Source organism: Paraglaciecola arctica BSs20135 (assembly GCF_000314995.1).
Classification (GTDB): domain Bacteria; phylum Pseudomonadota; class Gammaproteobacteria; order Enterobacterales; family Alteromonadaceae; genus Paraglaciecola; species Paraglaciecola arctica.
This window is the reverse complement of record NZ_BAEO01000024.1, coordinates 67,043-90,861: the sequence shown is the minus strand read 5'-3', so window position 1 is coordinate 90,861 and position 23,819 is coordinate 67,043. Positions and strand designations below refer to the sequence as shown.

General features: G+C 38.3%; 21 protein-coding genes, 1 tRNA gene, 1 other RNA gene, 1 pseudogene and 1 riboswitch. Of the genes and pseudogenes, 4 read left to right on the top strand and 20 right to left on the bottom strand.

Annotation, left to right across the window (positions count from 1 at the left end):
* Positions 1-247: 247 nt before the first annotated feature.
* The gene (locus GARC_RS08865; protein WP_007619004.1) at positions 248-502 is read left to right on the top strand and encodes a helix-turn-helix transcriptional regulator; all 255 of its coding nucleotides are present in this window, start codon (positions 248-250) and stop codon (positions 500-502) included.
* Positions 503-576: 74 nt separating this feature from the next.
* Here the strand turns inward: GARC_RS08865 and rimI are convergent, their stop codons facing one another.
* The 8 genes from rimI to GARC_RS08825 all read right to left on the bottom strand — a co-directional run bounded on the left by rimI (position 577) and on the right by GARC_RS08825 (position 7,019).
* A complete protein-coding gene (gene rimI, locus GARC_RS08860) occupies positions 577-1,023 on the bottom strand; it encodes a ribosomal protein S18-alanine N-acetyltransferase (protein WP_007619003.1) in 447 nt (148 codons plus the stop codon).
* Positions 1,024-1,048: 25 nt separating this feature from the next.
* Positions 1,049-1,549, bottom strand: a complete 501-nt coding sequence (locus tag GARC_RS08855) for a DNA polymerase III subunit psi (protein ID WP_007619002.1) — start codon at positions 1,547-1,549, stop codon at positions 1,049-1,051.
* Between the two features lie 312 nt (positions 1,550-1,861).
* Positions 1,862-1,938: transfer RNA gene (locus tag GARC_RS08850), tRNA-Trp, on the bottom strand.
* A gap of 138 nt (positions 1,939-2,076) precedes the next feature.
* Complete coding sequence (locus GARC_RS08845) at positions 2,077-2,868, bottom strand: phosphotransferase (RefSeq protein WP_007619001.1); 792 nt, start codon at positions 2,866-2,868, stop codon at positions 2,077-2,079.
* Complete coding sequence (pnuC, locus tag GARC_RS08840) at positions 2,865-3,470, bottom strand: nicotinamide riboside transporter PnuC (RefSeq protein WP_007619000.1); 606 nt, start codon at positions 3,468-3,470, stop codon at positions 2,865-2,867. The genes GARC_RS08845 and pnuC overlap by 4 nt, the downstream gene beginning before the upstream one ends.
* A complete protein-coding gene (locus GARC_RS08835; RefSeq protein ID WP_007618999.1) occupies positions 3,470-3,727 on the bottom strand; it encodes a hypothetical protein in 258 nt (85 codons plus the stop codon). Before GARC_RS08835 ends, pnuC begins: the two co-directional genes overlap by 1 nt.
* Positions 3,728-3,786: 59 nt before the next feature.
* Entirely contained in the window at positions 3,787-5,910 is a 2,124-nt protein-coding gene (locus GARC_RS08830; protein ID WP_007618998.1) for a TonB-dependent receptor, read from the bottom strand.
* Positions 5,911-5,967: 57 nt separating this feature from the next.
* Positions 5,968-6,071: riboswitch (TPP riboswitch) on the bottom strand.
* Positions 6,072-6,167: 96 nt separating this feature from the next.
* Positions 6,168-7,019: a hypothetical protein gene (locus tag GARC_RS08825; RefSeq protein WP_007618997.1), complete on the bottom strand. Its 852-nt coding sequence runs from the start codon at positions 7,017-7,019 to the stop codon at positions 6,168-6,170.
* A gap of 194 nt (positions 7,020-7,213) precedes the next feature.
* On the opposite strand from GARC_RS08825, the gene GARC_RS08820 reads away from it, so the two are divergent.
* Positions 7,214-9,325 carry a tRNA(Met) cytidine acetyltransferase TmcA gene (locus GARC_RS08820; protein ID WP_007618996.1) on the top strand — a complete coding sequence of 704 codons (2,112 nt, stop codon included), beginning with the start codon at positions 7,214-7,216 and terminating at the stop codon, positions 9,323-9,325.
* A 7-nt stretch (positions 9,326-9,332) separates the two neighbouring features.
* Here GARC_RS08820 and GARC_RS08815 read toward each other — a convergent pair whose 3' ends face one another.
* From GARC_RS08815 to GARC_RS08780, 8 genes and pseudogenes are all read right to left on the bottom strand, one after another.
* Positions 9,333-11,414, bottom strand: a complete 2,082-nt coding sequence (locus GARC_RS08815; protein ID WP_007618995.1) for a spermidine synthase — start codon at positions 11,412-11,414, stop codon at positions 9,333-9,335.
* Positions 11,415-11,528: 114 nt separating this feature from the next.
* Entirely contained in the window at positions 11,529-12,791 is a 1,263-nt protein-coding gene (locus GARC_RS08810; protein WP_007618994.1) for a tetratricopeptide repeat protein, read from the bottom strand.
* Positions 12,791-13,402, bottom strand: a complete 612-nt coding sequence (locus GARC_RS08805) for an energy transducer TonB (RefSeq protein WP_007618993.1) — start codon at positions 13,400-13,402, stop codon at positions 12,791-12,793. The genes GARC_RS08810 and GARC_RS08805 overlap by 1 nt, the downstream gene beginning before the upstream one ends.
* 1 nt (position 13,403) lies before the next feature.
* Positions 13,404-13,802: an ExbD/TolR family protein gene (locus GARC_RS08800; RefSeq protein ID WP_007618992.1), complete on the bottom strand. Its 399-nt coding sequence runs from the start codon at positions 13,800-13,802 to the stop codon at positions 13,404-13,406.
* A gap of 12 nt (positions 13,803-13,814) precedes the next feature.
* Positions 13,815-14,339 carry a MotA/TolQ/ExbB proton channel family protein gene (locus GARC_RS08795; RefSeq protein ID WP_007618991.1) on the bottom strand — a complete coding sequence of 175 codons (525 nt, stop codon included), beginning with the start codon at positions 14,337-14,339 and terminating at the stop codon, positions 13,815-13,817.
* Between the two features lies 1 nt (position 14,340).
* Entirely contained in the window at positions 14,341-15,693 is a 1,353-nt protein-coding gene (locus GARC_RS08790) for a MotA/TolQ/ExbB proton channel family protein (protein ID WP_007618990.1), read from the bottom strand.
* Between the two features lie 5 nt (positions 15,694-15,698).
* Positions 15,699-16,469, bottom strand: a complete 771-nt coding sequence (locus GARC_RS08785) for a DUF3450 domain-containing protein (RefSeq protein WP_007618980.1) — start codon at positions 16,467-16,469, stop codon at positions 15,699-15,701.
* A 1,478-nt stretch (positions 16,470-17,947) separates the two neighbouring features.
* A pseudogene (locus GARC_RS08780) lies at positions 17,948-18,347 on the bottom strand (IS66 family transposase); the annotation flags it as partial.
* Positions 18,348-18,831: 484 nt separating this feature from the next.
* Between GARC_RS08780 and GARC_RS08775 the strand changes: the two are divergent.
* Positions 18,832-19,095, top strand: a complete 264-nt coding sequence (locus GARC_RS08775) for a late competence development ComFB family protein (protein WP_007618976.1) — start codon at positions 18,832-18,834, stop codon at positions 19,093-19,095.
* A 28-nt stretch (positions 19,096-19,123) separates the two neighbouring features.
* Here the strand turns inward: GARC_RS08775 and ffs are convergent.
* Positions 19,124-19,220: signal recognition particle sRNA small type (ffs, locus tag GARC_RS26295), an RNA gene on the bottom strand.
* 98 nt (positions 19,221-19,318) lie between these two features.
* Entirely contained in the window at positions 19,319-20,368 is a 1,050-nt protein-coding gene (locus GARC_RS08770; RefSeq protein WP_007618974.1) for a Glu/Leu/Phe/Val dehydrogenase dimerization domain-containing protein, read from the bottom strand.
* Positions 20,369-20,578: 210 nt separating this feature from the next.
* On the opposite strand from GARC_RS08770, the gene GARC_RS08765 reads away from it, so the two are divergent.
* Positions 20,579-21,046, top strand: a complete 468-nt coding sequence (locus GARC_RS08765; RefSeq protein ID WP_039989212.1) for an Lrp/AsnC family transcriptional regulator — start codon at positions 20,579-20,581, stop codon at positions 21,044-21,046.
* A gap of 132 nt (positions 21,047-21,178) precedes the next feature.
* Here GARC_RS08765 and tyrR read toward each other — a convergent pair whose 3' ends face one another.
* Both tyrR and phhA read right to left on the bottom strand, forming a co-directional pair.
* Positions 21,179-22,738, bottom strand: coding sequence for a transcriptional regulator TyrR (gene tyrR / locus GARC_RS08760; protein ID WP_007618971.1), 1,560 nt, complete (start codon positions 22,736-22,738; stop codon positions 21,179-21,181).
* Between the two features lie 165 nt (positions 22,739-22,903).
* Entirely contained in the window at positions 22,904-23,704 is an 801-nt protein-coding gene (phhA, locus tag GARC_RS08755) for a phenylalanine 4-monooxygenase (RefSeq protein WP_007618969.1), read from the bottom strand.
* Positions 23,705-23,819: the final 115 nt, after the last annotated feature.

The window sequence follows — 23,819 nt, the reverse complement described above, 5'->3', positions numbered from 1 at the left end:
TATGATTGCCTAAGTTAAAATATAAAAGATATATTCGTCCCGTAAGGGACTGAATATTTAATTTTGGACCTTAAAAATTTAACTATACGAATCATAAACTTACCCAATTTAGTGCAATTAATTCACCGCGTGGAGTCAAATCCACATTTTTATTTGTATTATTGAAATCGAGAATGAAAGCGGAGTTTAGTAATAATACTAATATGCCACTCTGCAGTTGTTTCAATAATCATAATAGGAACTAAAAATGTATATTAATGGTGCTGACTTAAGAAAAATGCGACTTGATGCTGGGTTAACTACAGTTAAAATGGCAAAACTTGCTAACGTAAAAACCCGCAAAACTTACGAAAATTGGGAAAAAAATATCGGTGCGCCGAGTATGAACCAATTTATCGCTATGTGTGTGGGCTGTAACTACAACTCATCTAAGTTTGTGAAATTAGCGGTTGATCGTCAAGACAACACTGAAACTCTAAATGTTACGGCTGCACGACGATAAGTTTTATTTGGGGGCTTGTCCCCCTCTCCTTCCCCCTTATTCTGATAACATTCTTAATTATTCAAATTTCACTTTTATCCTAAGTAACAACACATAATCAAAGCATCTTCTTTACCTTTTGCGCTGGGGTAATAATTCACTCTCTGTTCAACCAAAATAAAACCGGCATTGTCATAAAGGTTGATTGCTGCTGCATTTGACTCACGCACTTCTAACCAAATTTGTTGAATATTATTTTGGTTACAGTGATCCAAAAGGTGTTGCAATAAGGATTTGCCAAAACCATTACCTTGATGGGCAGAACTGACCACAATATCCATCAATGTCACTTCATCTAATACTGTCATAGCAATGTAATAACCTAATGGCTGATTATCATGGTCGAGTGAATAAGCAAAATAAGGCTTAGTTAAACAGTCTTCAAATATCTTGCGGGACCAAGGTGAATACTGTCCTTGTTTATGCAATTCAAAATACGGATCACTATTTTGAATTGTTAAGGGGGAAAATTGTGGTTTCATCGAACTTATGGTGTCAGTTATTTAGTTAATTTTTTTCAAGAGATAAGGCACCTAGTAATTGCTGCCAAAGTTGCTTTTTGATATCAGGGTCATTTAACGCAGATAAAGTTGGGGTAATAAGTTGTTTATCAGACAAGTTAACCTTTTCACCTTGTGACCAACACAAGGGATAATTCGAATAATGACTCAAGTCATCTGTTGAAATATGCTTTTGTTGTTTAGCATCCAAACCCAACGCTATTAATACATCGGTAAACATTGGCAGTTTGGCATCGCTTTTTGAAAAGGTTACTAACACAGACTCAGTAGCTTCGCTAGTTTGCGTTTGCACTTTGAGTTGTTGCAACTTGGCTAGGGCATCTTCTTTTGATTTTACTTTAGACAAGGCAGCAATCGCTTTAAGGGGTTGCTTTTCGACTTCTACTTGAGCCTGTTGTTCATTAGCTAACTGCCATGAGGATACGCCCATTTCATTCAAAATAGCGCGTTGATAATCACTTAAGACAAGATGAGAAGTATTTTCCATTTCAACAGATTAGCATGAATTTAATGAGATAAGTTGCGATTTAAAAACGCGTATAAGAAAATTTGGCAAGGGTGGAGGGATTACCTCAGTGACATCCATGTAACTGACCGCAAGCGGCGCTGTTGCGGTTCAAATCGTTCCAGACGATTTGTATTCCAAGCTTCCTGCCTTACACCCCTTCGAGGCCATGCTCCGCATGTTCTAATTTATTCCAGAAAAATTAGTCAACCCCGTGGGCGTTCTCACCCTCCCCCTTCACAATCACGTTTTACTTTTCAACCAAAGATCTACTCAGGTTGATTTTTAATTATTTGGCAGGGGTGGAGGGATTCGAACCCCCAACCATCGGTTTTGGAGACCGCTGTTCTACCAATTGGAACTACACCCCTGCTGACGGCCTGAATTATACTGACGGGAAGCGAAAGGTAAAGTGATTTTGCTTTTACTATAGACATCTAACGATCAACTGCACATTTAATGAGCTATAAATCCAAAAAATCGCAAAATGCTGGATTCAGCAAGGGCTATTAAGATAATTTACGAGCAGCCTCATACCAAAGCTTATTAGTTAATTCCACAAGGGGTCTCATAATAGTGACTTTGGCAATCACTTCTGATAACAGTTGTTCACTTTCTTCAGAATAATATGCGCATAAGCTTGCTTCATCTGTTGCACTTAAACCATTTACAGCAATACATGATGCCAGATCAAAATAGGGGCAAGATATGGCACAGTATTCCCAATCAAAAATTTTGTTAGGCTGAGTATGGGTAACATGGGATAAAGCCAAATCATTGTGACAAAACACTGTTTTAGTCGAGCAGGCTTGATGCCATATAGCCGCATAATTCTCTAATGTTTGCTGTTCTGAAATGCTAAGAGACACATCAATCAGACTTATATAATGTTGCCATTGCCTAGGTAAATCTAGCTCCGGCGCATCTATCTTAGTGTTATGTAATTTTGATAGTGCAGACGCTAAGCTTTTGGTGATAATGCGGTTAGATAAATCAACTTGATCTAAGGTTGGTGAATCAAACCATTGATCAATTTGAAAACTACATGACTTAGATAGATAGATTGGTGTTACTGCAAGCTCCTTAACCGCAAGTTCACGTTGAACATCGAAGAGTTTTTTTCTGTCTAATATCGTAATTTCATCTGACTCAAAGGTTTTTACAAAATAACGATTGTTAGATGTTTCAAGGCGATAACTACTATTTACTGTCCCGCCATTAAAAGCTTTGAGGTAAAAGTCCGACTGGATAAAATCTAATTCTTTTAGCTCAGCTTCCAGCATAACCTTTAAGTCGTTCATATTGTATCTGCTTGGCCTTTTACTTTAACGGGTGCTATTCGCCATTGAATAAAACCATATACTGCAAAGCCGGTATAACATACAAATAAGATCCCTGTTAAAGCTAAATCTTTGGCAAAATAAAGGTAGGCAGCAAACAGATTAATGACAATCCAGTATAACCAATTCTCTCGTACTTTATGGGCTACAAGCACAGTTGTAAAAACACTAAAAACCGTTATAAATGCATCTAGATGTATATAGTTTGCATCCAGCACTCTACTGGCAAAATGGCTTAATGTCAGGGCTCCAATAGTCAGCCCTGTAATACATATCACATGCCGGGATATTGACCAGCTTTGCACAGAAAAAGTATCTGCAGGATTATTACGCCACTTTATCAAGCCATAAACAGCCATAATTAAATAGTAGAAATTCAGCCCAGTATGAAAAGGTAAAGACACACTCCAAAACAACCAAGTATAAATTCCTGTACTCAGTAAAGCACATGGCCAACACCAGATATTTTTTCTCGCCGCCAACCACACATAAGCCAAAGCTAAAGCAACCGCAATGCCCTCCAAAAAAGATGTCGCCGCTAGTTGCCCTAGAAAACTTTCCATTAAATTTCAGTACTCATTTTATCGCCATTTAAAAACTTGCAGACAAATATGGCTTGTCCTACTTTTTGATGACTACGTTGCATTTCTTCGGCTAACAATTGCATTGTGGGTAGATAATCCCCGCTCACTAAAGTGCTAGTGGCAGACGTCACTACCTTGAGACTCTCATGAGTATTTAAACGATCAATAAACTCCTGAATGGGCTCTATGTACTGTTCTTTGAGAGGATACATGGATATTTCGACAACTAATTTCATCTTGATTCCTTATGATTACAGCCGGAGTGATAAGTCAGCTCCGGCTTGGTATATCGTTATTAATATTGATATTTAAAGTTGATACCTACACGGCGAGGCTCACCAAACTGTTCATATAAATGGCCTTCATACTCGTCTCGGGGATCGTTTCCAAAGTAAAATCCACGATTGGCGTATTGTTTATCAAACAAATTACGAGCATATAAACTAACCTGCCAATTTTCGATTTGGTAATCTAGGCTAGTATGGGCGATGAAGATATTGTCTGATTGTTGATCATGGCTAAATGAATAAAAGAACTCATCTTTGGCATCAAATTCGATTAACCAGTTTAGGTTATCGGCAACGCGCCAATTTAGACCGGCATTGATATGATAACTAGGTGCATGGGCTTGTTCTCTTTCGTTAATAGTCTCAGTAACATCACCATCGCGACGGGTAATGCCATTGATCTCGGTTTTAAGGTAACCAATATTGGTAAAAACATCGACATTGTCTGACAACATATAATTTATGCTAACTTCGATACCATAATTTTTACCATCGGCGGCGTTATCATATACGTCGACAAATGACTGTCCTTCAACAATAGAGTTTTTATATTGCACATCATTACGTTCTTGATAAAAGGTTGTAAAATCGAGGACTAAACTGCCGTCGTCGTTGGTACCTTTTATGCCAAATTCTAGACCTACCAAGGACTCAGCATCAAAAATGGCATTATTGAGTATATATGATTGAAGATCGGCAAAATCATCATCCTCAGCCTTACTCAGTGCCTGTCCATTGACCCCGCCCATTTTATAACTGCGTAATAAACTAAGGTAGAGCATACTATTATCACCTGCTTTTTGGTGATAACTTACCTCTGCCCCCCAGTCAGTATGATCAATTTCTTGGTCAATAAGATTAGAATCGTCATAATCAAATTTTTGTGACGCTAAGCGTAAACTGGTTGTTAACCACTGAGTATCAGACAGAACATATTTATATTGACCAAATAACGCGCTATCAATACGTGCTACGCTACTTTCAAAAGGATTGGAAAGCCAAGTGTACTCACGTGTTAAGTCTTCTTTTTTGTCGGCAAAGTACCATCCGAGAACCCAAGTATTAACTTCACTATTTTTACTGATTAATTTTGCTTGAATAGTACTATCTTCACGATCTCGAAAATAATAGTCTGTTGATGAATATTCCCACCCGGGCGCTATACCCACATATCCCCAATCTTCATCAAATCCATAAGCAAGATCGGCTTGCATAAAGCTACTCTGAAGTTGTACATCAGCCCAAGCTAAACCTTGATAATCTATGGTTACACCAATAGCTTCACTTTCTTGCGTGTCTACGCCTGGCTCATCCGATAAGGTAGTTCTGTCTCTGTCGAGTGAAAAAGTGTCATAAGCATTATCCACATCGATCAAGTGAATGACTGTTTTAATAGATAACTTGTCAGTCGCCTGCCAATTTAGTTTGGCTCTTGCAGTTAACTCGTCAACACCATTAGTGTCATCTCTACCGAGCCAAGTATTTTCCACAAAGGCATCACTGGTGTTTTGATGAACCGATAAACGATAATCTACGCTATCGCTTAGCCCACCGCCAACTGCAGCTCCTACATTCCAGCTACCGTAATTGGCCATACCAAATTGAGCGTTAACACTGGTTTGCTCTGATGGATCCTTACTTAGCACATTGATCATACCCGCAAGACCATCGGCACCAAAACGCGCACTGTTAGGCCCTTTAAATATTTCAACTTGCTCGATATCAAAGGTACTTGCCCCAGCGAGCAATCCAGAATAATTGATACCATCTACTAGATAACCAACAGAAGGATTAATAGGATCGGTAAACTGACTACGTTCACCGATACCACGAATTTGCACAAAACGTCCACGGCTAGCGCCACTAGCAAAGTTAACGTTCGCAGCGCGATTTAATATATCTTCAAGGTGCTGGGCTTGGCGATCTTGTATTGCTTGCTCATTTAGCACAGAAATACTGGTCGCCATTTCGGACAAAGGTGTGGCTGACAATGCACCTCGGACAATAATACGTTCTAACTCAGATTGCTCAGATTGCTCAGAAAGTTGAGTATCAATATTTTGCGCAGATACATAAGAATTGATTAAACATAGGCTGATTAAGCTAGCCAGTGGCTTTTTACTAAATTTCATTTAAAAGGATCTCTTCAGTATGAGTTGAAAAGATCCGGGTTTACGGCAGGTAAATGGGGATAAGTGTCTTACCATTCCTACGCCGGCATTATCCGGATCAGGTATAAGGGTTGATGAGTCTTTCCTCAAATCTCAGCCAAATGGCTCCCCTTGGTTGCTAAATACAGTTGTTCTACCTCGTATTTAGCGGACGCAGTGTAACAGGCAAATAGACCTTCGCAATAGATGAATGGTAATTTGTAAGAGCAAAATAGTATTTATTTAGTTACTTTTAATTTGACTAGTTTGTGTTTGGATAATAAAGAACTTTCCTGGGTAAACCAAACTTCTCCATTTGACGACACGCATACCCCTTCTACTTGTCCGTAACCAGAAAGTTCGAAAGACGTCTGCAAAGTAAAATCCCTATTAAGAATAACAATAAAGGGGGTAATACGCCCCAGCAACTGTGCACCATACCCAACCAAAATAAATCTACTGTTTTTGCGGTCAAAATCACCACCTGTAATAATACCAGGTAGCCCTTTAACCTCACTTATATGTTCTACAAACTGCTCAGCCTGGGTTTTATTTACTTGGTAAATAAATAAGGTGCCAGTTTTCCAACTCTTAGAAAATAAAAACAGGCTATCATCAACACTAATCAATGTTTCTGCATCAAAGTCATGATTGAGATACTCATTATTTTTAACATCGTTATTACTATAAAATAGCGACATTGTTGAGACATTTCCCTCGGTTTTACCGTTTTGTTTATCCACGCCATGGATCTGAACAAACTTTCGCTTGCCATTATTGTTACCCACATCACCGATATAAAAATGTTCGCTATCTCCAGTCAATGCTTCCCAATCTGTATTTTTAGAAGCAACAATGGTTTTACCTATAATTCGCCCAGCGTGGTCGATTTTGTAAATAATAGGCTTATTCCCAGAATCATTGACAGTATAAGCTGAACCAACCTCTGGGCAGTAAAGGCCGGAAGTTTCTTTCAGCTCATCAGGCAAATCACTCTCTGCTACAACGATATAATCATCAGTACTAGTAGCCGATGAACTGCAGGCTATTAAAAAGTTTATAGTAATAAGTAAAACAACTCTAAGTACCAATTTTTTATCCTCTGAATTAATAACAATTTAATTTATACATCTGCTTAGAAACAAGTATTTCATATTAGATAAGGGGATCCTCAGTTGAATTGTATCAAAGTAAATACAAGGATAATGCAAAACCACATTCGTATTCTTAAGTTAGTTTGCTTACACTAGCGGATAATATCCAACCCTCTTAAATAAGAATTTTTGTGAATTTACCTGAGCAGCTATTCCGTTGGTTTCAACAACGTCAGTCAAAGTTATGTCACAGACAATTGTTAGTCATAACAGGTCGAGAAGATTGGGTAAAAAACGCTGCGATTAGCTTATTAGATGATCAGGATATACAAAGTACTTTATGGATAGGAGAAACCCAAACTAATTACCATAACGTTGAGATTAAAGACTACCGTTCTAAATTAGGGCACGAATATGACTGGATTGTATTAGATTGCTTTAGTGGATTTAGAGCCAATGCAGCTATGGCGTTAAGTGGCACAGTAAAGGCTAATGGATTAATGGTTATTCTATGTCCTGAATTATCTGAATGGCCAAACTATGCTGATCCAGAAAAAATTAATCGTATTTCTTATGGTTACCAAAACAAACATACACCTAGCTATTTTATTAGACACTTAGTATCTGCATTTAATGAAGATAGTTCTGTCGCTATGTTGTCTAAAGATAAATTTTTTGGTCAGGCAATTGTTGTTGAAGAAAGTTCGAATAATGACCGATATCGCGAGCAAGAACTAGCCGTAAAAAGTATCTGCAGTGTCGCTCAAGGACACAGAAATCGCCCCTTAGTATTAACCGCTGATAGAGGCCGAGGCAAATCTTCAGCGTTAGGAATAGCAGCAGCTAAATTAATGCAAATATCTGCAAAAACGATATGCCTAACTGCACCCCACATTCATACTGTCGAACAGGTGTTTTTTCATATTAAACGCTTATTACCTGATGCTCTTGTAACTAAAAATAGCGTGATATATCAGACGAGTTCATTAACCTTTAAACCCATAGATATCTTATTAGAAGATGGATCTAAAGTAGATTTGTTGTTAATAGACGAAGCCTCTGCAATTCCTGTAAATATACTAAATAAACTTGCTGAAAAATTTACGCGGGTTGTATTTAGCTCTACAGTTCACGGATATGAAGGCAGTGGTCGAGGCTTTGAAATGCGTTTTATAAAGCAACTCGCACTATTGAAACCCAATTTCAAAACAGTCCATATGATACAACCGATCCGCTGGTATAAACACGACACATTAGAACAATTCTGGTTCAATACAATGTTCCAAAATATGTCGCACAGTATTCAAAATATTGAGTCGATGGACCAGACCATTAACTGTCAGCACGTATCAAAGGCACAATTATCCAGCGACAAAAATTTACTCGCGAGTATCTTTAGTTTATTAATCGACGCCCACTATCAAACCAGCCAAGACGACTTACAACGTTTATTAGATGCTCCTGAAATAGAATGTTTTATATTGAGCAGAGGTGTCGATTTGATTGGCGTGGCGCAAATAGTCGAAGAAGGAGGCAATTGTTTTAGTGAACTTGCCGCCAATATTGCTGATTGTAGCAGAAGAGTAAAAGGACATTTAGTTGCACAAAACCTCTCGTCCTCTTATAACATGAGCCCCTTTCTATTAGCTCAACAATGGCGTATTAGTAGAATTGCGATAGCCCCTGAACATCAGCGAAAAGCGCTGGGTAAACAATTAATTAAATATGTAGAGCAACAGGCGAGACAGCAACATATTGAGTTTTTAACCACGTCTTTTGGCTGTAATACTGACATCCTAAAGTTTTGGTACAGTCGTGATTTTTTACTCACAAAACTTAGTGTAAAGCCGGAAGTATCAAGTGGTGAACACAGTGCTATTTGTATTAAACCTTTAACAAATAGAGCATTGGAAATGTCTGGCCTTATGCATAAAGAATTTCACCAGGAATTGCTTTATCAAATGGATAAAAATTTTCAATACTTATCTGAAGATTTAATTTTGCAAATTCTACTATTTGCAACCACGGCAAAAGTAAGTCCATGTGAAAATATAGAAACACTTAAGCAATTTGCCATTGGGAAACGGGCTTATTTTACCTGCAAGAGACTATTAAAAGAGTACCTGATAAACAATCCAACGTGCCTTTTAAGTTTAACGACACAAGAACAAGCCTTGTTGGTAGCCGCATTATTACAAAATATAACGGACCAAAGCCTTGCCGCAAAATTTAGCTTGAGTGGCAAAAAACAAATCGAACAAGCCTTAAAAATGAGCTTTGCAAAAATCCTAATAGCTCAGTAATGAGTATTTAGTTTAGGACCTTTAATATTGCTAATAAACTTGAATAATCATCCGTCCATAAGACGTTTTGATATTGCCCCTTAGCTTTAGGTGTTTGCATAGCCATTAACTTAGGTGATTGGGTCACTAGACTATTATTTGTCAATATCACCCACTGGGCATCATGTTCATAACCATCACCTGGTGTTTCAAACAACATAACCTGCATATTTAGGCTTTTACTATGGTTCATGATGACTGGCAATAATGACAAGTGCCTATTGGAGATGTGTAAAGCCATAACTCCTTGGGCTTTGATATGCTGCTGATACAATAAAAATGCTTCTTGGGTCATCAAATGAGTAGGTATTAAATCTCCTGAAAACGCATCAATGATAAGTAAGTCAAATGCATTGTTATGCCCTAAATCTAATTCATTTTGCAAAGTAACCCGAGCATCCCCTAACTTTACATCGACGTCAGCCTCAGTACTGTCCAAATAACTAAAATATCTATTAGCAAAGTCTGCTACTAGTGGGTTGAGTTCATAAAAAGTATAATGGTCTCCCAATTGACCGTAAGCAGCTAACGCCCCTACCCCTAAACCAATGATCCCTACTTGTAATAGCTTGTCATTCGACAATTCATCAATGACCAGTTGTACGCCTGTACCCGGACGATAATAACTCAAAGGCACTGTTGACTTAGACAGAGGCAAAGATTGACTGCCATGAGAGGTAGTACCATCAATTAATCTTCTCTCATTAACTTTGCCCTCAGAGATATCTTTAACAGACAGTATCCCGTAAAAATTTCGCGCCTTAGCAATATCGTATTGTTGGTATTGATTGTTAAGTTTGCCGAAAGCGAATAACCAAACCAGTGCGACAACGGCAGTCCCTGTGGTTAATATAGAAAGCTGATTTTTGGCGACAACACTAGCGCCACAGGACTTAGCTTCGGTTAATCTATTTTGTTTGTTCCACCACATTGAAGCACTAGCTAGAACCAGAACACCAAAAATTGCCAATGGGAATTCCAAAAACTCATCAAACAAACTCTTAGCGACAAAAGTCACTAAAAAACTACCAAAGACTCCACCGGCGGATAGCACCAAATAAAACAAAGTTGTATTTCCATGTAGTGGTTTAAGTGAATTCAATTCACCATGACAAATCATACAACCACACAACAAAATCAACAGATAAATCAATAACTGCGTAATAATGTCAAATTGCCCACCTATGAAATATATTAACAAGGCAACAAATGACAGCAGCATAAAGAAAGGCAGCCAAATATTTCTAACGTAAATAGCAATATTACTGAATGCCACTACATAGGTAAGCAAATATATCGCTAAAGGAACAATCCACAGAAAAGGCACAGGTGGTATATTTTGCGTCAAGGCATTGGTGGTTGACACCAATAAAATCACACCTAAGGCCGAAAGCATAAACCATAAAATCAATCTGGAAAAATGAATCTTTGAACTAATCAGTTGTTCATCAATAGATAGTCTATCTTGGCTATTTTGCTTAGCAACTATATAAAAAATCCAGCCAACCATCAGTACAAATAACCAATAAATAGTGGACCATAACTTAATCTGCCAGTCGAGTGGCATAAAAGGTTCGATGACTACTGGATAACTAATAAGCGCCAAAAATGCACCAACATTAGAAATGGCGTACAACCTATAGGGATTCGCGCCATTAGTTTCGCTAGTGAACCAATGCTGTAGTAGAGGCGTATTCGCCGATAATATTAAATAGGGAAATCCCAAACTAAAAAATAATACTTTCAATACAGCCCAAGTAGGCGAGCCACTTATCACTATATTTTGTATGTCAGCAATATTGATAGGTAACAAAAACAAGCTTAATAACAAGCAAGCCAAATGCATCGCTATCTGATATTTAACTCTTAATATTTTGGTCAGTATATAAGCATATAAATAACCTACCAATAAAAAGAATTGGAAAAACAACATGCAAGTAGTCCAGACACTGGCTCCACCACCAAACCAAGGCAATATAATTTTCGAAATGATAGGTTGAATTTGGAAAACCAGAAAGGCACTAATAAAAACTGAGATGAAATATTGCATTAACTTTTCAGACGTTGACTTAAGATTAGAGTATTAGGTGTATCAAAACATCAAATTCAGCAAAAAAATTAAGATTTAAGCGCAAAAAAAAGCTCCCTACGGGAGCTTTTTAAACTAAAGCTTAATACCGCGATTCTTCGCTTTTTCCTTGATATAAGGTTCCCAACTCCTAGCATTTCGAGCTGTGGAATTATCCTTTTTTGCTTCCAGCACATGTTTGTAAGCAGACCTAAAGTCACCTTTATCAAAATTAGCTTGCATCATCGCTAAATGAATAGCACCTGTTTTATCAGAGCCGCCATCCAAAGCCTTTTGTAAAGAAACTATAGCGTCGCTATAACGTTCTAAAGCGTAATACACCATACCTTGCTTCTGATATAAATCAGGATCAGAACCCAATAAAGCTGACTGTCCATAGAAGTCAGCAGCTTCTTTAAACTCTTTAGCTTGTTGATATGATGAAGCAATACTTGTAAGCATTCTTTCGTCTTTTTTGATTATGCCAGACTTGACGTGCTTTTCTAATATTTGCGCAGCTTTAATAGGTATATCATTCATAGAATACAACTGGCTAAGCGCTTTAAATTCAGCCGCTTTAACTAAGTACCCCTGATTATAAGCCATCTCAAACGTAGACAATGCTTTTTTGTGATCTTCAACAAGCATGTAGAAGAATCCTAGCTGTGTCCACTGAGCTTTGTCATCAGGAAATATCCTAACTGTCTCTTCCTGCACTTCAATTGTTTCTTTATACATTTTGCGATTGTAGTAAGAAGTCATTTTAAGAGCATAGGCAGTCTTATTAGGCTTATCAGCTAAGGCTATTGCCTTATTGATGGGCGCAATAATGTCAGCATATTTCTGTGTCTGATAATAAGCGTTAGCCATTCTAAAGTAGACATCAAAGTCTTCTTTACAAGTAACCTTCATCCACTGCTGATAGTACTTAATTGCACTATCATATTCCTCTTCTTGAAGACTCAAGTCGGCAATCAACTTTATCGTCTGAACCTGCTCGGAATCATTTAACTTATTAGGCGCCACTGATTTTTGCAAGTACTCGATAGCTTTCTTTGCTTTACCAGTTTGAGATGCTAATAATTTGCCGATAAAATTATCGGCAAACGCCCGATCAAATGTATCAGAAGTATCTATTTCATAAAGAATTGTTAATGCTTCATCAACTAAATCTTCATTGTAAGCTTCAAGGGCCTTCCCAACCTTTTTACCTACTTTTTGACCAGGAATGTTAGTCGCTCCGCGTTTATAATCAGGACATGCAATAGGAGCAGATGCCTGAGCATAAACACTGGCCGGTATAATAGTGGCAACAGACATCACTGAAACCACACATAAATGTTTTAGATGTTTCTTCATTATGATTGATCCAACTTAAAGTCTAGTTGCACTGTTAGCCCGAATTGCTTCATCGGTTTACCATCTTCTATCTTAGGTTTGTATTTCCATTTACCTAAAGCACGCCTTGCTTCACGGTCAAACACTCGTTTGGGATCCGCGTCAATAACAGTGACGTCTTCAACACCACCTACTTCATTGATAGTAAAAGACAATTTAACCCAGCCTTCCTTACCATCTCGCGCAGCCTGAACCGGATACTTTGGTTCAATCCTTACGATAGGTGTAGCATCTCCATCACGCATTGCACCCACACTACCAATATTGACCGAAGCACCTCCTACATCAACACTAGGCATATTAAAGCCTAATCCATCTGTATTAACTTCAGCCACATCCGGTTCAACAGGCTCAATTTTAGGTGGCTGCTTAGGTGGCGGTGGCGGTGGTGGCGGAACCCTTTGCCTAAGCTGTGTCGAATCGTCTGGCGTAGACATAACAATATCGATTACAACCGTTTTACCAGCTTCCGGTGGTGGTCTTCCAGAATTAGAAATCAACTCTGCCATCACAATAAAAAGAAGGAAGGCTATTACACCACCTAACAATATAGAAATTATTAATCGACCCATATTAACTACCTGCCGTTGCAATTGAGATGCGATCAATACCAGCCGCTTTAATCTGGTCCATAACTTCAATAACTAGCCCGTGTTCAGCTTCTTTATCAGCCTGGATAATTATTACATCAGAAGGTTGCTCAGCCATTAAACGCTCTAAATTAGAACGAACAAGTTCCGTTTCAACCGGACGTTTATCAATCCAAACTTTTCCATCTTCTGTTATTGCGATAAAAATATTTGCATTTTTAGGCATGACAGCAAGTGAACCATTAGGTTTATTGACTTCAATCCCTGCTTCTTTTACAAAAACAGTAGTAACAATGAAGAAGATCAACATTATGAACACTATGTCTAGCATAGGTGTCATATCAATTGAGGCATCTTCTTCTACTCGAACTTTACGACCCATAAGATCCTCTCTTTAATGATGGGGCAAGGCATCTACAAGCTTTTCTCTAGCAATTTTAACTTTAGCTTCTAAACGAGAACTAAAGAAAACACCAGATAAAGCAGCAACCATTCCAGCCATAGTCGGAATAGTAGCCATAGATATCCCTGCGGCCATTAGACGAGGGTTACTTGTACCCTGAGTTGCCATGGTCTCGAACACACCGATCATGCCGGTAACTGTTCCCAACAGACCAATTAGAGGGCACATAGCGACAAGAGTTTTAATTAATAACATTCTTGTACCTAGACCATCTGAAGCTTGTGAAATCCATGTGTCACGGATTCTATGCGCATACCATGAGGTAGTGTCTTCTCGTGCATCCCAGTTAGAGATAATTTCATCTCTTAATTTTGGGAAAACTGAAGCCAAATACCAGAAGCGCTCTATCATAAATGCCCACATAAGAAAGAGCGCAGCTGCGACAACATAAAGCACGTCACCGCCAGCAGCAATAAAATCCCTGACAGACTCCCATTGTTCTATCAGAAATAACATCTTAGGCTTTCTCCGTCTCAGCATGCGTAGCTATAATGCCCGCAGTCTGTTCATCGAGAATATGTACAATTGATTTACTACGACCCGCAACAATACTGTGTGTCAGCAATAGTGGTAGTGCAGCAATAATACCCAAAGCAGTTGTTACCAATGCCATTGAAATACTTCCTGCCATCAATTTAGGATCCCCCGTTCCGAACAAAGTAATTTGTTGGAAGGTTTCAATCATACCGATAACTGTACCTAACAAACCTAATAAAGGAGCTATAGCCGCAAAAATCTTAATGATATTAATACCACTTTCAATTCTAGGTAACTCTTTAAGAATAGCTTCGTCTAACTTCAACTCTAAGCTTTCTGCATCAGCGGTTTTATTTTCAGCGTAAACATTCAGAATACGACCAAGAGGGTTGCCACTAGAAGGGTTAGCCACGTTTTTAAGTTGAGATTTCATTTTCGCGCCCACTAAAGTGAGAGTAACAACTTTATACAGACCTATTATTAGACCTATAAACAACATCACAGTAATAGTATAACCAACTGTGCCACCCGCATGATAACGTTCCATCATAGTCGCTTTTTCTTTCAATAAGCTAAGAATACCGCCGCTTGAAGGATCCGCATAAAATGGAACAAGACCTGAAGTCGCATTTCTAAGTTCAATAGCAGAATTCACTAGGTATCCATCAGGTTGACGACCTAATGGCTGGACCATTTCGTTTTCGTAATCGTAAACTAAATAACCTTGCTCACCAATTAAGTTGAACGTACCAACACGAACCACTTCTTGTTGAGTAGAACCACCATCTAAACTAACAACTTCAGTAGTAAAGCGTGAAACTCGTCCTTGCTCGGTCATTTCTGTTTGTAGTGCAAACCATAGATCTTCCAATTCTTTAATATTGGGAAGGCCTTTAGCTTCCTCAGACATACGCTTTAAAAATGCGCCACGCCCTGGGAATTCAGCACTAACAATAGAAGTAGAAATCTGACCATAGGCTTCTGCAGATGCCTGACGAACTACACCAAACATCTCGCCCAAAGTACCAGTAGCTGTAGTTAACTCAACTTCTTTCTCGGCTAGTCTTACTTCGTTATCGGAAAATGCTTTTTTCAATCTATCTTCACGAGATCTTTCAGCTTTAAGGTCGGCTTGCGCCTTTCTTAACAATGCTTGTTTATCTGCACGAGCCGATTGGAACTCTGCCTCACGTTGTTTGTTAATGCGTGCTTCAGAAACACGATTTTTCTTAACTTCTTGAAGAAGGTCTTCTAAAGAATTCGCTGCTTGTGCTGAAGAAGCCATTAAAGCAATCGACGCAGCAGCTAATATGGATTTAAATACAGTTTTCATCAATATCACTCCGCAGCTTTGATTGGTAATTTAAGAAGATCAGGTGGCAACAATTTACTCGCCATTTTCACAGCTGTAACTACTGCACTTAAATATTCAGCACCCAACTCTTCCCAAGCTCTAGCATCATTATCCCAAACCCACGCACTTTTTCCATCTAGAGACAAAGCTAAGTGTGCTGTTCTACCAAGATTAAAGAAATCTACTGTGATTTCAGTCCCTTGATAATTCAACTTACCTTGATACGCCCGAATAGAACTCGCTGCACCCATTTGGTTTTCGATTTGATACGCTTCAATTACCTGACGGAACTGTTCAGAGGTAGTGACATTTGAATTAGCCATGATGTCGCGTAAACGTTCAACACGCTCTTTACGCTCTTCAAGGTTGATTGGCACATCAAGAGCAATAAATTTCTCAAGGCTATCAATCATTCTAAACATTAGCGGAACTACGCCACGCTTAACGCCATCAATACCATCAATCTGAGTTTGTAGTGAATCAATACTACGCTGCTGATCTGCTACAAGTGTTGCAACATAATCGTTATACACTTTCAAATTTTCTGTTTCGTCAACAACACCACGATACTCAATAAACAATTCCTGTGACTGCTCATACAGATTGTTTATTTTCTCTTGGGATTTCGCTGCAGCCGCGTGAATTTTTGCTTCTTCTTTATGAAGCTCATTTAACGGATCTGCAGAGACAACGGCGCTGCTACCGAGTGCTAAAGCACCAACGACGGCAGAAGCAATAAGGTTTCTCTTGCTCATTTTGGACATAATTCCCAACCAATTCTTTTATTTTAAATCCTCGTCAAGCCATATAATTTGTTGACAAGGGGCTATTAAGCTCTGTTGTTTAAGGGGCTTAGAATTCATTTTACAGAAGTCTAAGACTGGAGAATATTCACATGGATGTTAGCAAATTGTCAAGGAAGTACTTGGGCTTAAAGCTCACATTTATTTAAATTAAATAGTTGCAATATTTCAAACAGTGATTTCTTCTTTTCCAAGCATCAGAGATCAACTGACCTAAATAATTGTGCGTAGAGCAAAAGTAATAATTCATATTTCGTTAAAAAGTAGTGCCAAATCTATGGCATTTATTTTGATATCACGCAAACCAGACGTTACCTAAGCTGTTAACCTCATTCGCAAATTGAATACTTATAATGCTTAATAACGGGTTATAGCTCAGGCTTAATTTTTTTACCTGAACTTACAATTTATTAATGTACACTATTTGTAACGTGTGCCTTGCTGGCAGTAAATACAGCTCGTTTTCTTTCAAGAAAGTTTAATAAGGAACGTTCATATTTTAAGCCTCAAAAATCACACTATTCTTTTAACAAATTTTAGGGGTGCGCTAATAGGTCTTAATAACTAATAGTAAGAATTGATGATTGAAATTTTTTATTGCCAAAGTCGATTTGAATCCTCCTCTATCGAGAAATATTTAGCAATATTTTCTAAACTTATAGACTAGGCAAAGCCACTGCGAAAGTCTGTTCTACAACATGACAAAACTGTGTCTAAGAGGTTTCTTTTTATAAAAACAATAGAAGAATTCGAGAATACATTTTTAATTAACCATAAATAACGGTTATTAGTCATACTCTTGTCAACTCATACTCCACTATTTACATACTTTTCATGCGCATACTGTAAATATGAGCGACGAATTTCTTTAGAATATTTTTCAATTATGTTTTCGTCAAACTTTTCAGTACGGCTACCAATAGGATGTCTCTTTGTTAGACACCTTGAAGCGTGATCCATACCAGTAAACTTGCTGCCATCAATGATTTGAGAGTGACTGCATAACATGCAGTTTTAATAGGCCTGTTCCACTTCTAGGCAGCCCACAAAAAATATTGGATTATCAAGTATTAATTTTTCTATCAGACTGCAGAGGTTCTACAAAACTGGCATGCTGAGACTTGGTATTCCCCCCAAGCTATGGACCAAGTATTTGCAGCGTTTAGTCCCCCATAGTCCGTCCTATGCTCTTTCGAAAGTTACATCAACAAAAGCATACTTTCGAATTGAAGGTAACTGTATTGTAAAAAACATTTATTGTAGCTTAACATTCCATGACATAGTTGAATGGCGTAAGTCCAGTCGCCTTGGCAGTCTCGATTATGGTGTAAAGTACAGCACTGGCATGTGCGCCGTTGGTCGTTTGGCTGAGCAGCCAAGCTTCAAACTGTTATAGCAGAGGATTGCTTTTTTTTCCTTATTTTGACTCGCTCATCAGCATGGATAACTGAATGCTTAAGTAGTTGTTGCCTGATTCTATCGTACAATACTTGCAAGATATCGGCGCTTTTCTTCATCCAATCTGTGGTGGTCTTGCGACTCAGTTCAATACTATATTGTTTAAACATCGTCTCTTGTCTATAAAGCGGCAAGCCATACTGATATTTACTGGTGATGATTTGGCTTAATAAGTTATCCGTGGCATAACCCTTTGGAATAAAGCTATTGGGCACCGGCGCTTGTTTGATTTGGTTGCTAATCCCCTTTTTTTTCACAAACCTTGCACGTATATTTAGGTCGCATATGCTCAATCACTTTCACCTGAGCAGGGATAAACTCTAATTTTTCATTGCTGTCTTCACCCATTTGACTTCTACGACTCGAACTACATTTAGTGTTACGCCGTGATAAACAACCGTTAATTGTGGTATCGCAGATTAGGGGTGGGCTTTGGGGTTAACGACTTTAATCAACTTACCGGTTGGCTGCGCGGCCTTTTTATTCATATCGCATCTGCGGTTTTTCAAATGTAAACATGTATGTCTACCTAGACCACAATTTTAGTGAGTACTTATCGTTCAAACGATTTTTAATATAAAAAAGTTAATGAACCTCAGGTTGGAGGATATACGGAAGCGGGGGATTAGGGGCAACTATAGTAATGAGTCAGATTATAATATATAACAAAAATACTTCTCTGCAGATTTAAATATCATTTTATTTACAATAATTCACTAAAATATCTGTTTTAGAAATTTCCTTTCTCAAAGGAAACGTTTACTTTCTTGAGATAACAATTTATTAAAATACTATACGAAACCTGTTGTTCATGTTTATAGTCAATTATTAACTAACAACTATTAGGGAAAAATACATGAAACTAGATGATGATATACATAATTACTATGAGCACTTGGTATTAGAAAGAATTGAAGCTTTAGGCTTAAACAAGTCTAAAAGTGAAGATTACTTGGCTGATTTATGCTGTTTAGCTTTAAATCAAATCCCTCCTCGTTACATTAGATTTGAAGTGGATATGTCGTTTTATTTAGCTCAAAGTGAACGGCAACAGATGCAAATGAATGCTGTAAATGCTGTAAATCAAGCTATTAGCTTTTTGGAACAAGATAAAGACTAAAAACAGACAAGAAAGGAAATTGGTGGTGCCCTCCCAGCCACACCTCGGCACATGAGTCGTTTGCTGCGGCTGCTCCCTTCCAGGCCTGACCGGGTTCACAAAGTATCATTGCGAGGGGACCGAAAGGTCACCATTGAAAAACCTTAACTAATACATCTCGTTAAGGCGGGCGCATTATGAACAAAGCTCTTGCTATATGCAACCCACTTTTAAGACAATTTAATTATTTACTAAAACGTTCTTCAGCAATTTGGTTGGCAACTATATTAGTGGCAATTCCTTGCGCCTCGGCGCGTCGGTAAATCTCTAATAATGTATCACTGATTTTTTCAATATGGTCTCGTAATCCTTTATCAGAGCTAGCAATTGATTGGTGGTATATGTCAATCACACCTCCCGCATTGATCACATAGTCTGGGGCATACAAGATCCCCTTATCTACTAATAACTGACCAAACACTTCTTTAGCCAATTGGTTGTTTGCAGCTCCAGCAATTACTTTTACCCTCAGCCTACCAATATTTTCGGCATCAAGTATGGCTCCCATTGCGCATGGGGCAAATACATCTACATCTAAGTCGTATATATCATTAGGATTTACTGCAATGGCAGAAAACTCATTGACCGCCTTTTCAATATTCTCTGGATGAATATCAGTTACATATAACTTGGCCCCTTGATTACATAAATGCTTAGCTAAACGCATGCCTACATGTCCCAAACCTTGGATAGCTACTTTCACGTTTTTCAGATCTGAATTCATTGTATGTTCAACACTTGTCCTCAGACCAACAAAAACCCCATACGCTGTAGAAGGTGCCGGATTGCCGTCAGCGGATTCAGAATTGATATGATATTTGGCTTGAATACCCGACACATATGCAGTTTCTTTTGCCATTAACTTCAAGTCATCAACAGTCAATCCAGAGTCTTCCGCACTGATATATTGTCCAGACAAACTATTAATGAACTTGCCCATAGCTAACATTTTTTCTGGTGTTTTTTCAGTTCGTGGGTTACCAAGAATAACAGCCTTACCACCTCCCTGCTTAAGGCCCGCCATTGCTGCTTTATAGGTCATGCCCTTAGACAATCTCAATACGTCTCGCAATGCTTCTTCGTCACTAGAGTAAGGCCACATTCGGCACCCACCTAAGGCATTCCCAAGGTTTGAATTATGCACAGCAATGATTGCTTTTAATCCGCTGGCCTTATCTTGGTGAAAAGCCACATGTTCATGTCCATCAAATTCGCTATGCTCAAAAACCGACATTTTGTTCCCTTGTTTTCTTGACTATTAAAACAATCATATCCCATAAGATATAGGACATTTTTTGCGACTTTCTTAAGCAACTAATCTAGTTGCAAGGATAAATCGCAGAAGAAATGAGTCACTAGGATAAATATCCTCATTTTTGTCTTGAAAAAGAATTAAACTTTCATCATGCTACAAATTAAGTTCACGCTTTCAATTAAATATTTTATGAAACTAGATAAATTTGATCGGGAAATTTTACGGGTGATGCAGAAGGATGCGACTGTATCTATGGCTGATTTAAGTCAAAAAGTAGGCTTATCTCACACCCCATGTTGGAGAAGAGTAAAACGTCTAGAAGCAGATAAAATAATTCTGCAAAAAGTGACATTACTTGACAGCAAAAAGTTAAACTTAGGCGTGTCAGTTTTTATATATGTCACCTTAAAAAATCATGATGGAGAGTCATTAAATGACTTTGAAAAAGCAGTACAGAGTATTGACTCGATAGTTGAATGTCATACCACTAGTGGAGAAAAGGACTATTTATTGAAGGTTATAGTTGAAAGTATCGAAGAATATGAACATTTACTAAAAACCAAGCTCACTAATCTCCCCTTAGTCGACCATCTAAGCTCTACTTTTGCCCTAAAACAAGTCAAAAATACTACTGAGTTACCCATTAAAAATCTATGAAAATCCTGCTAGCTAAGTACTAGCAGTTTTTTATTACAATAATTATTTTTGCTCTACATTCACTCTGAGTGTGGGTGTGATTTTATTCAGTGGATTCGATTATATTCTCGAATTAATATTTTAAGAAAAACGTTACACTATTTTTACCGTCTTTTTATTAATCCCGTAGTCACGCAATTTATTGGCGATCGCGGTATGACTTAAACCTAGCTTTTTAGCTAATTGCCTTGTACTTGGATAACTCGGATATAAGCGCATCAATATGTCTTTTTCAAAACGCTTCACTTCGTCATCTAAACTTCCGGCAAACTCCTCTGAAACAAAACTCACTGTTGCGGAGCATGACGGCAGTTGAATGTTTTCTTTCTCTAGTTCGATACCTTCTAATAATGAAACAGCGCGATAAAGAGCATTTTCAAGTTGTCTCACATTGCCAGGCCACGGGTAGCTGTGTAAATAATCAACACAAGCTTTAGTCATCTTAGGTGCCTTACGACCCAATTTAACGCTGTGCTGTTTTATAAAACGCTCCGCTAATGCGATAATATCTGATTTGCGCTCTCTTAATGGGGGCAAAACTAAACTCAACACATTTAGTCGGTAAAACAAATCTTCTCTAAATTGTCCCTCTTGCATTAACTTACCAAGATCTTTTTGAGTCGAACAAATGATCCGCACATCAACCTTCAGTTCCTTGTCATCACCCACTCTGGGATAGCTACCATTTTGCAATACTTGCAAAAGTTTTACTTGAAGCTGGGCTGACATATCACCTACTTCATCTAAAAATAACGTGCCTCCCTGTGCTAATTCTAACAAACCAACTTTGTTCTCCGTTTGCTCGCTCGTCTCTGAGATATACCCAAATAATTCTGACTCAGCCACATTATCCGGCAAAGACGCGCAGCTTAATGTTAAAAACGCCCCCTCATTGCGTCTACTTGCATTATGGCATTCCTTGGCAAGCATCTCTTTACCTGTGCCCGTTTCACCAAATATAATGATAGGTTCATCCAACTCGGCCATTCTTTTAGCCTCTTTCACTACATTTTTCATCGCCTTGCTATCCGCTTGAATAGAGATAAAACTATCCACACTGACCTTATGAAAAACGGTAAGCTGTTGGCCTAACCTAAGCTCAGATTTCAGCATAAAAACAGCCCCTGCCAATATATCAGCGCCATCGGAGTCAGGTACCATAACCGGTAACATATCAAGTAAATAATCCAATTCTAAAAATTTGATCCTTTGTGCTTGAGCTTGAGGATTTTTACCTTCCAACCAACGAATAACATTAAACCCTTTTAGTAGTTCAGCGATATCACTGCCAATAATGTCATTTTTGGGAACTTCTAGACTCGATACAACCGCATCATTAATTAAGATGATTTTGCCTTTGGTGTCTACTGAAAAAACTGGGTCAGGCAAAGTCTGTAATAATGCTTTAAGCTGATATTGCTCTCTCTCGATTGGCATAAAAGGAGTGGTTTTTACATCTTCTATGCCTTCAATTTTACGTATTTTGGGCATTAAATGTTGAAAATCTGCAAATTCCATATTAGGGAAGTTTAAGAAAATTTTTCCCATTTCATCAATTTCAATTCCACGCAGATCAATTTCATGCTCGACTAATATATCTAACACATCTTGAGCAATACCCAAACGATCCTGACAATTTACTTCTAAGCGCATTTACAACCTCGTTTTAATGCCAAACTAGGCCAGCCCAATTTGGGCAAGCGTAAAGATATTATTACAATTGGATGTGCTTAGACAGTGTTATTAGTTGGCGATTTACACATACTAATAAACAAGCATTAGGATGGATGAACAAAGACACTCACATTAATCAAAAAACTAACTACTCTGTTTCTCTTTTGGTAAAAACCTAGGTGCAAATAGCCCCAGTTTTTTGGCTTGGCTTACCAAGGCCATGATATCCATTTCTGCAATATCAAAAAGGGAGTCAAATGATTTCAGTACATAATAAATAGGCTGCATAATATCGATGCGGTATGGAGTTCTAAGTGCGTCCAATGGCTGCATTGGCATATGCACACAATCATTTGATTCGACGGCATGAATTGTCTCGCCGGGTGAAGACAAAACCCCTCCTCCATAAATTCGCGTTCCATCGGGTGTATTAACTAACCCAAACTCAACAGTAAACCAATACAACCTGGCTAAAAAAGCTCTATCTTCTTTACAGGCAGCATAGCCAAGTTTTCCATAGGTATGAGTAAAATGTGCAAAGGCGGGGTTCGTCAATAGAGGACAATGTCCAAAAATTTCATGGAAGATATCCGGCTCTTGCAAGTACTCAAATTCTTCATTTGAACGTATAAAAGTCGCCACTGGAAATTCTTTGTTGGCTAAGAGACGAAAGAAGTCATCAAAGTTTATCAATGAAGGAACTTGCTTGACCTGCCAGCCAGTCTCTTTAATCAATACGGAGTTAATTTCAGCCAACTGTGGAATACGGTCAGAGGGTAAATTCAACAATTCAAGCCCATGTAAATACTCGTCACAAGCCCGTCCTTCGAGCAAACCCCATTGTTTTTGTAACAATGCGCTCCAAATCTTATTTTCTTCCGCACTCCAATTTACCAAACCAGTCTCATCTGGTTGATGAGACTTATAACGGGTGTTTTTTGACATGAAATTATATTAATTTATGAGTTAACATATCCAAAATTGTACTCGCCCCACCCCAAATCTAAAGCCTATGGCGTGTATTAGCCTTGTGTCAAAATCGTAAACATAAGCTTACAAA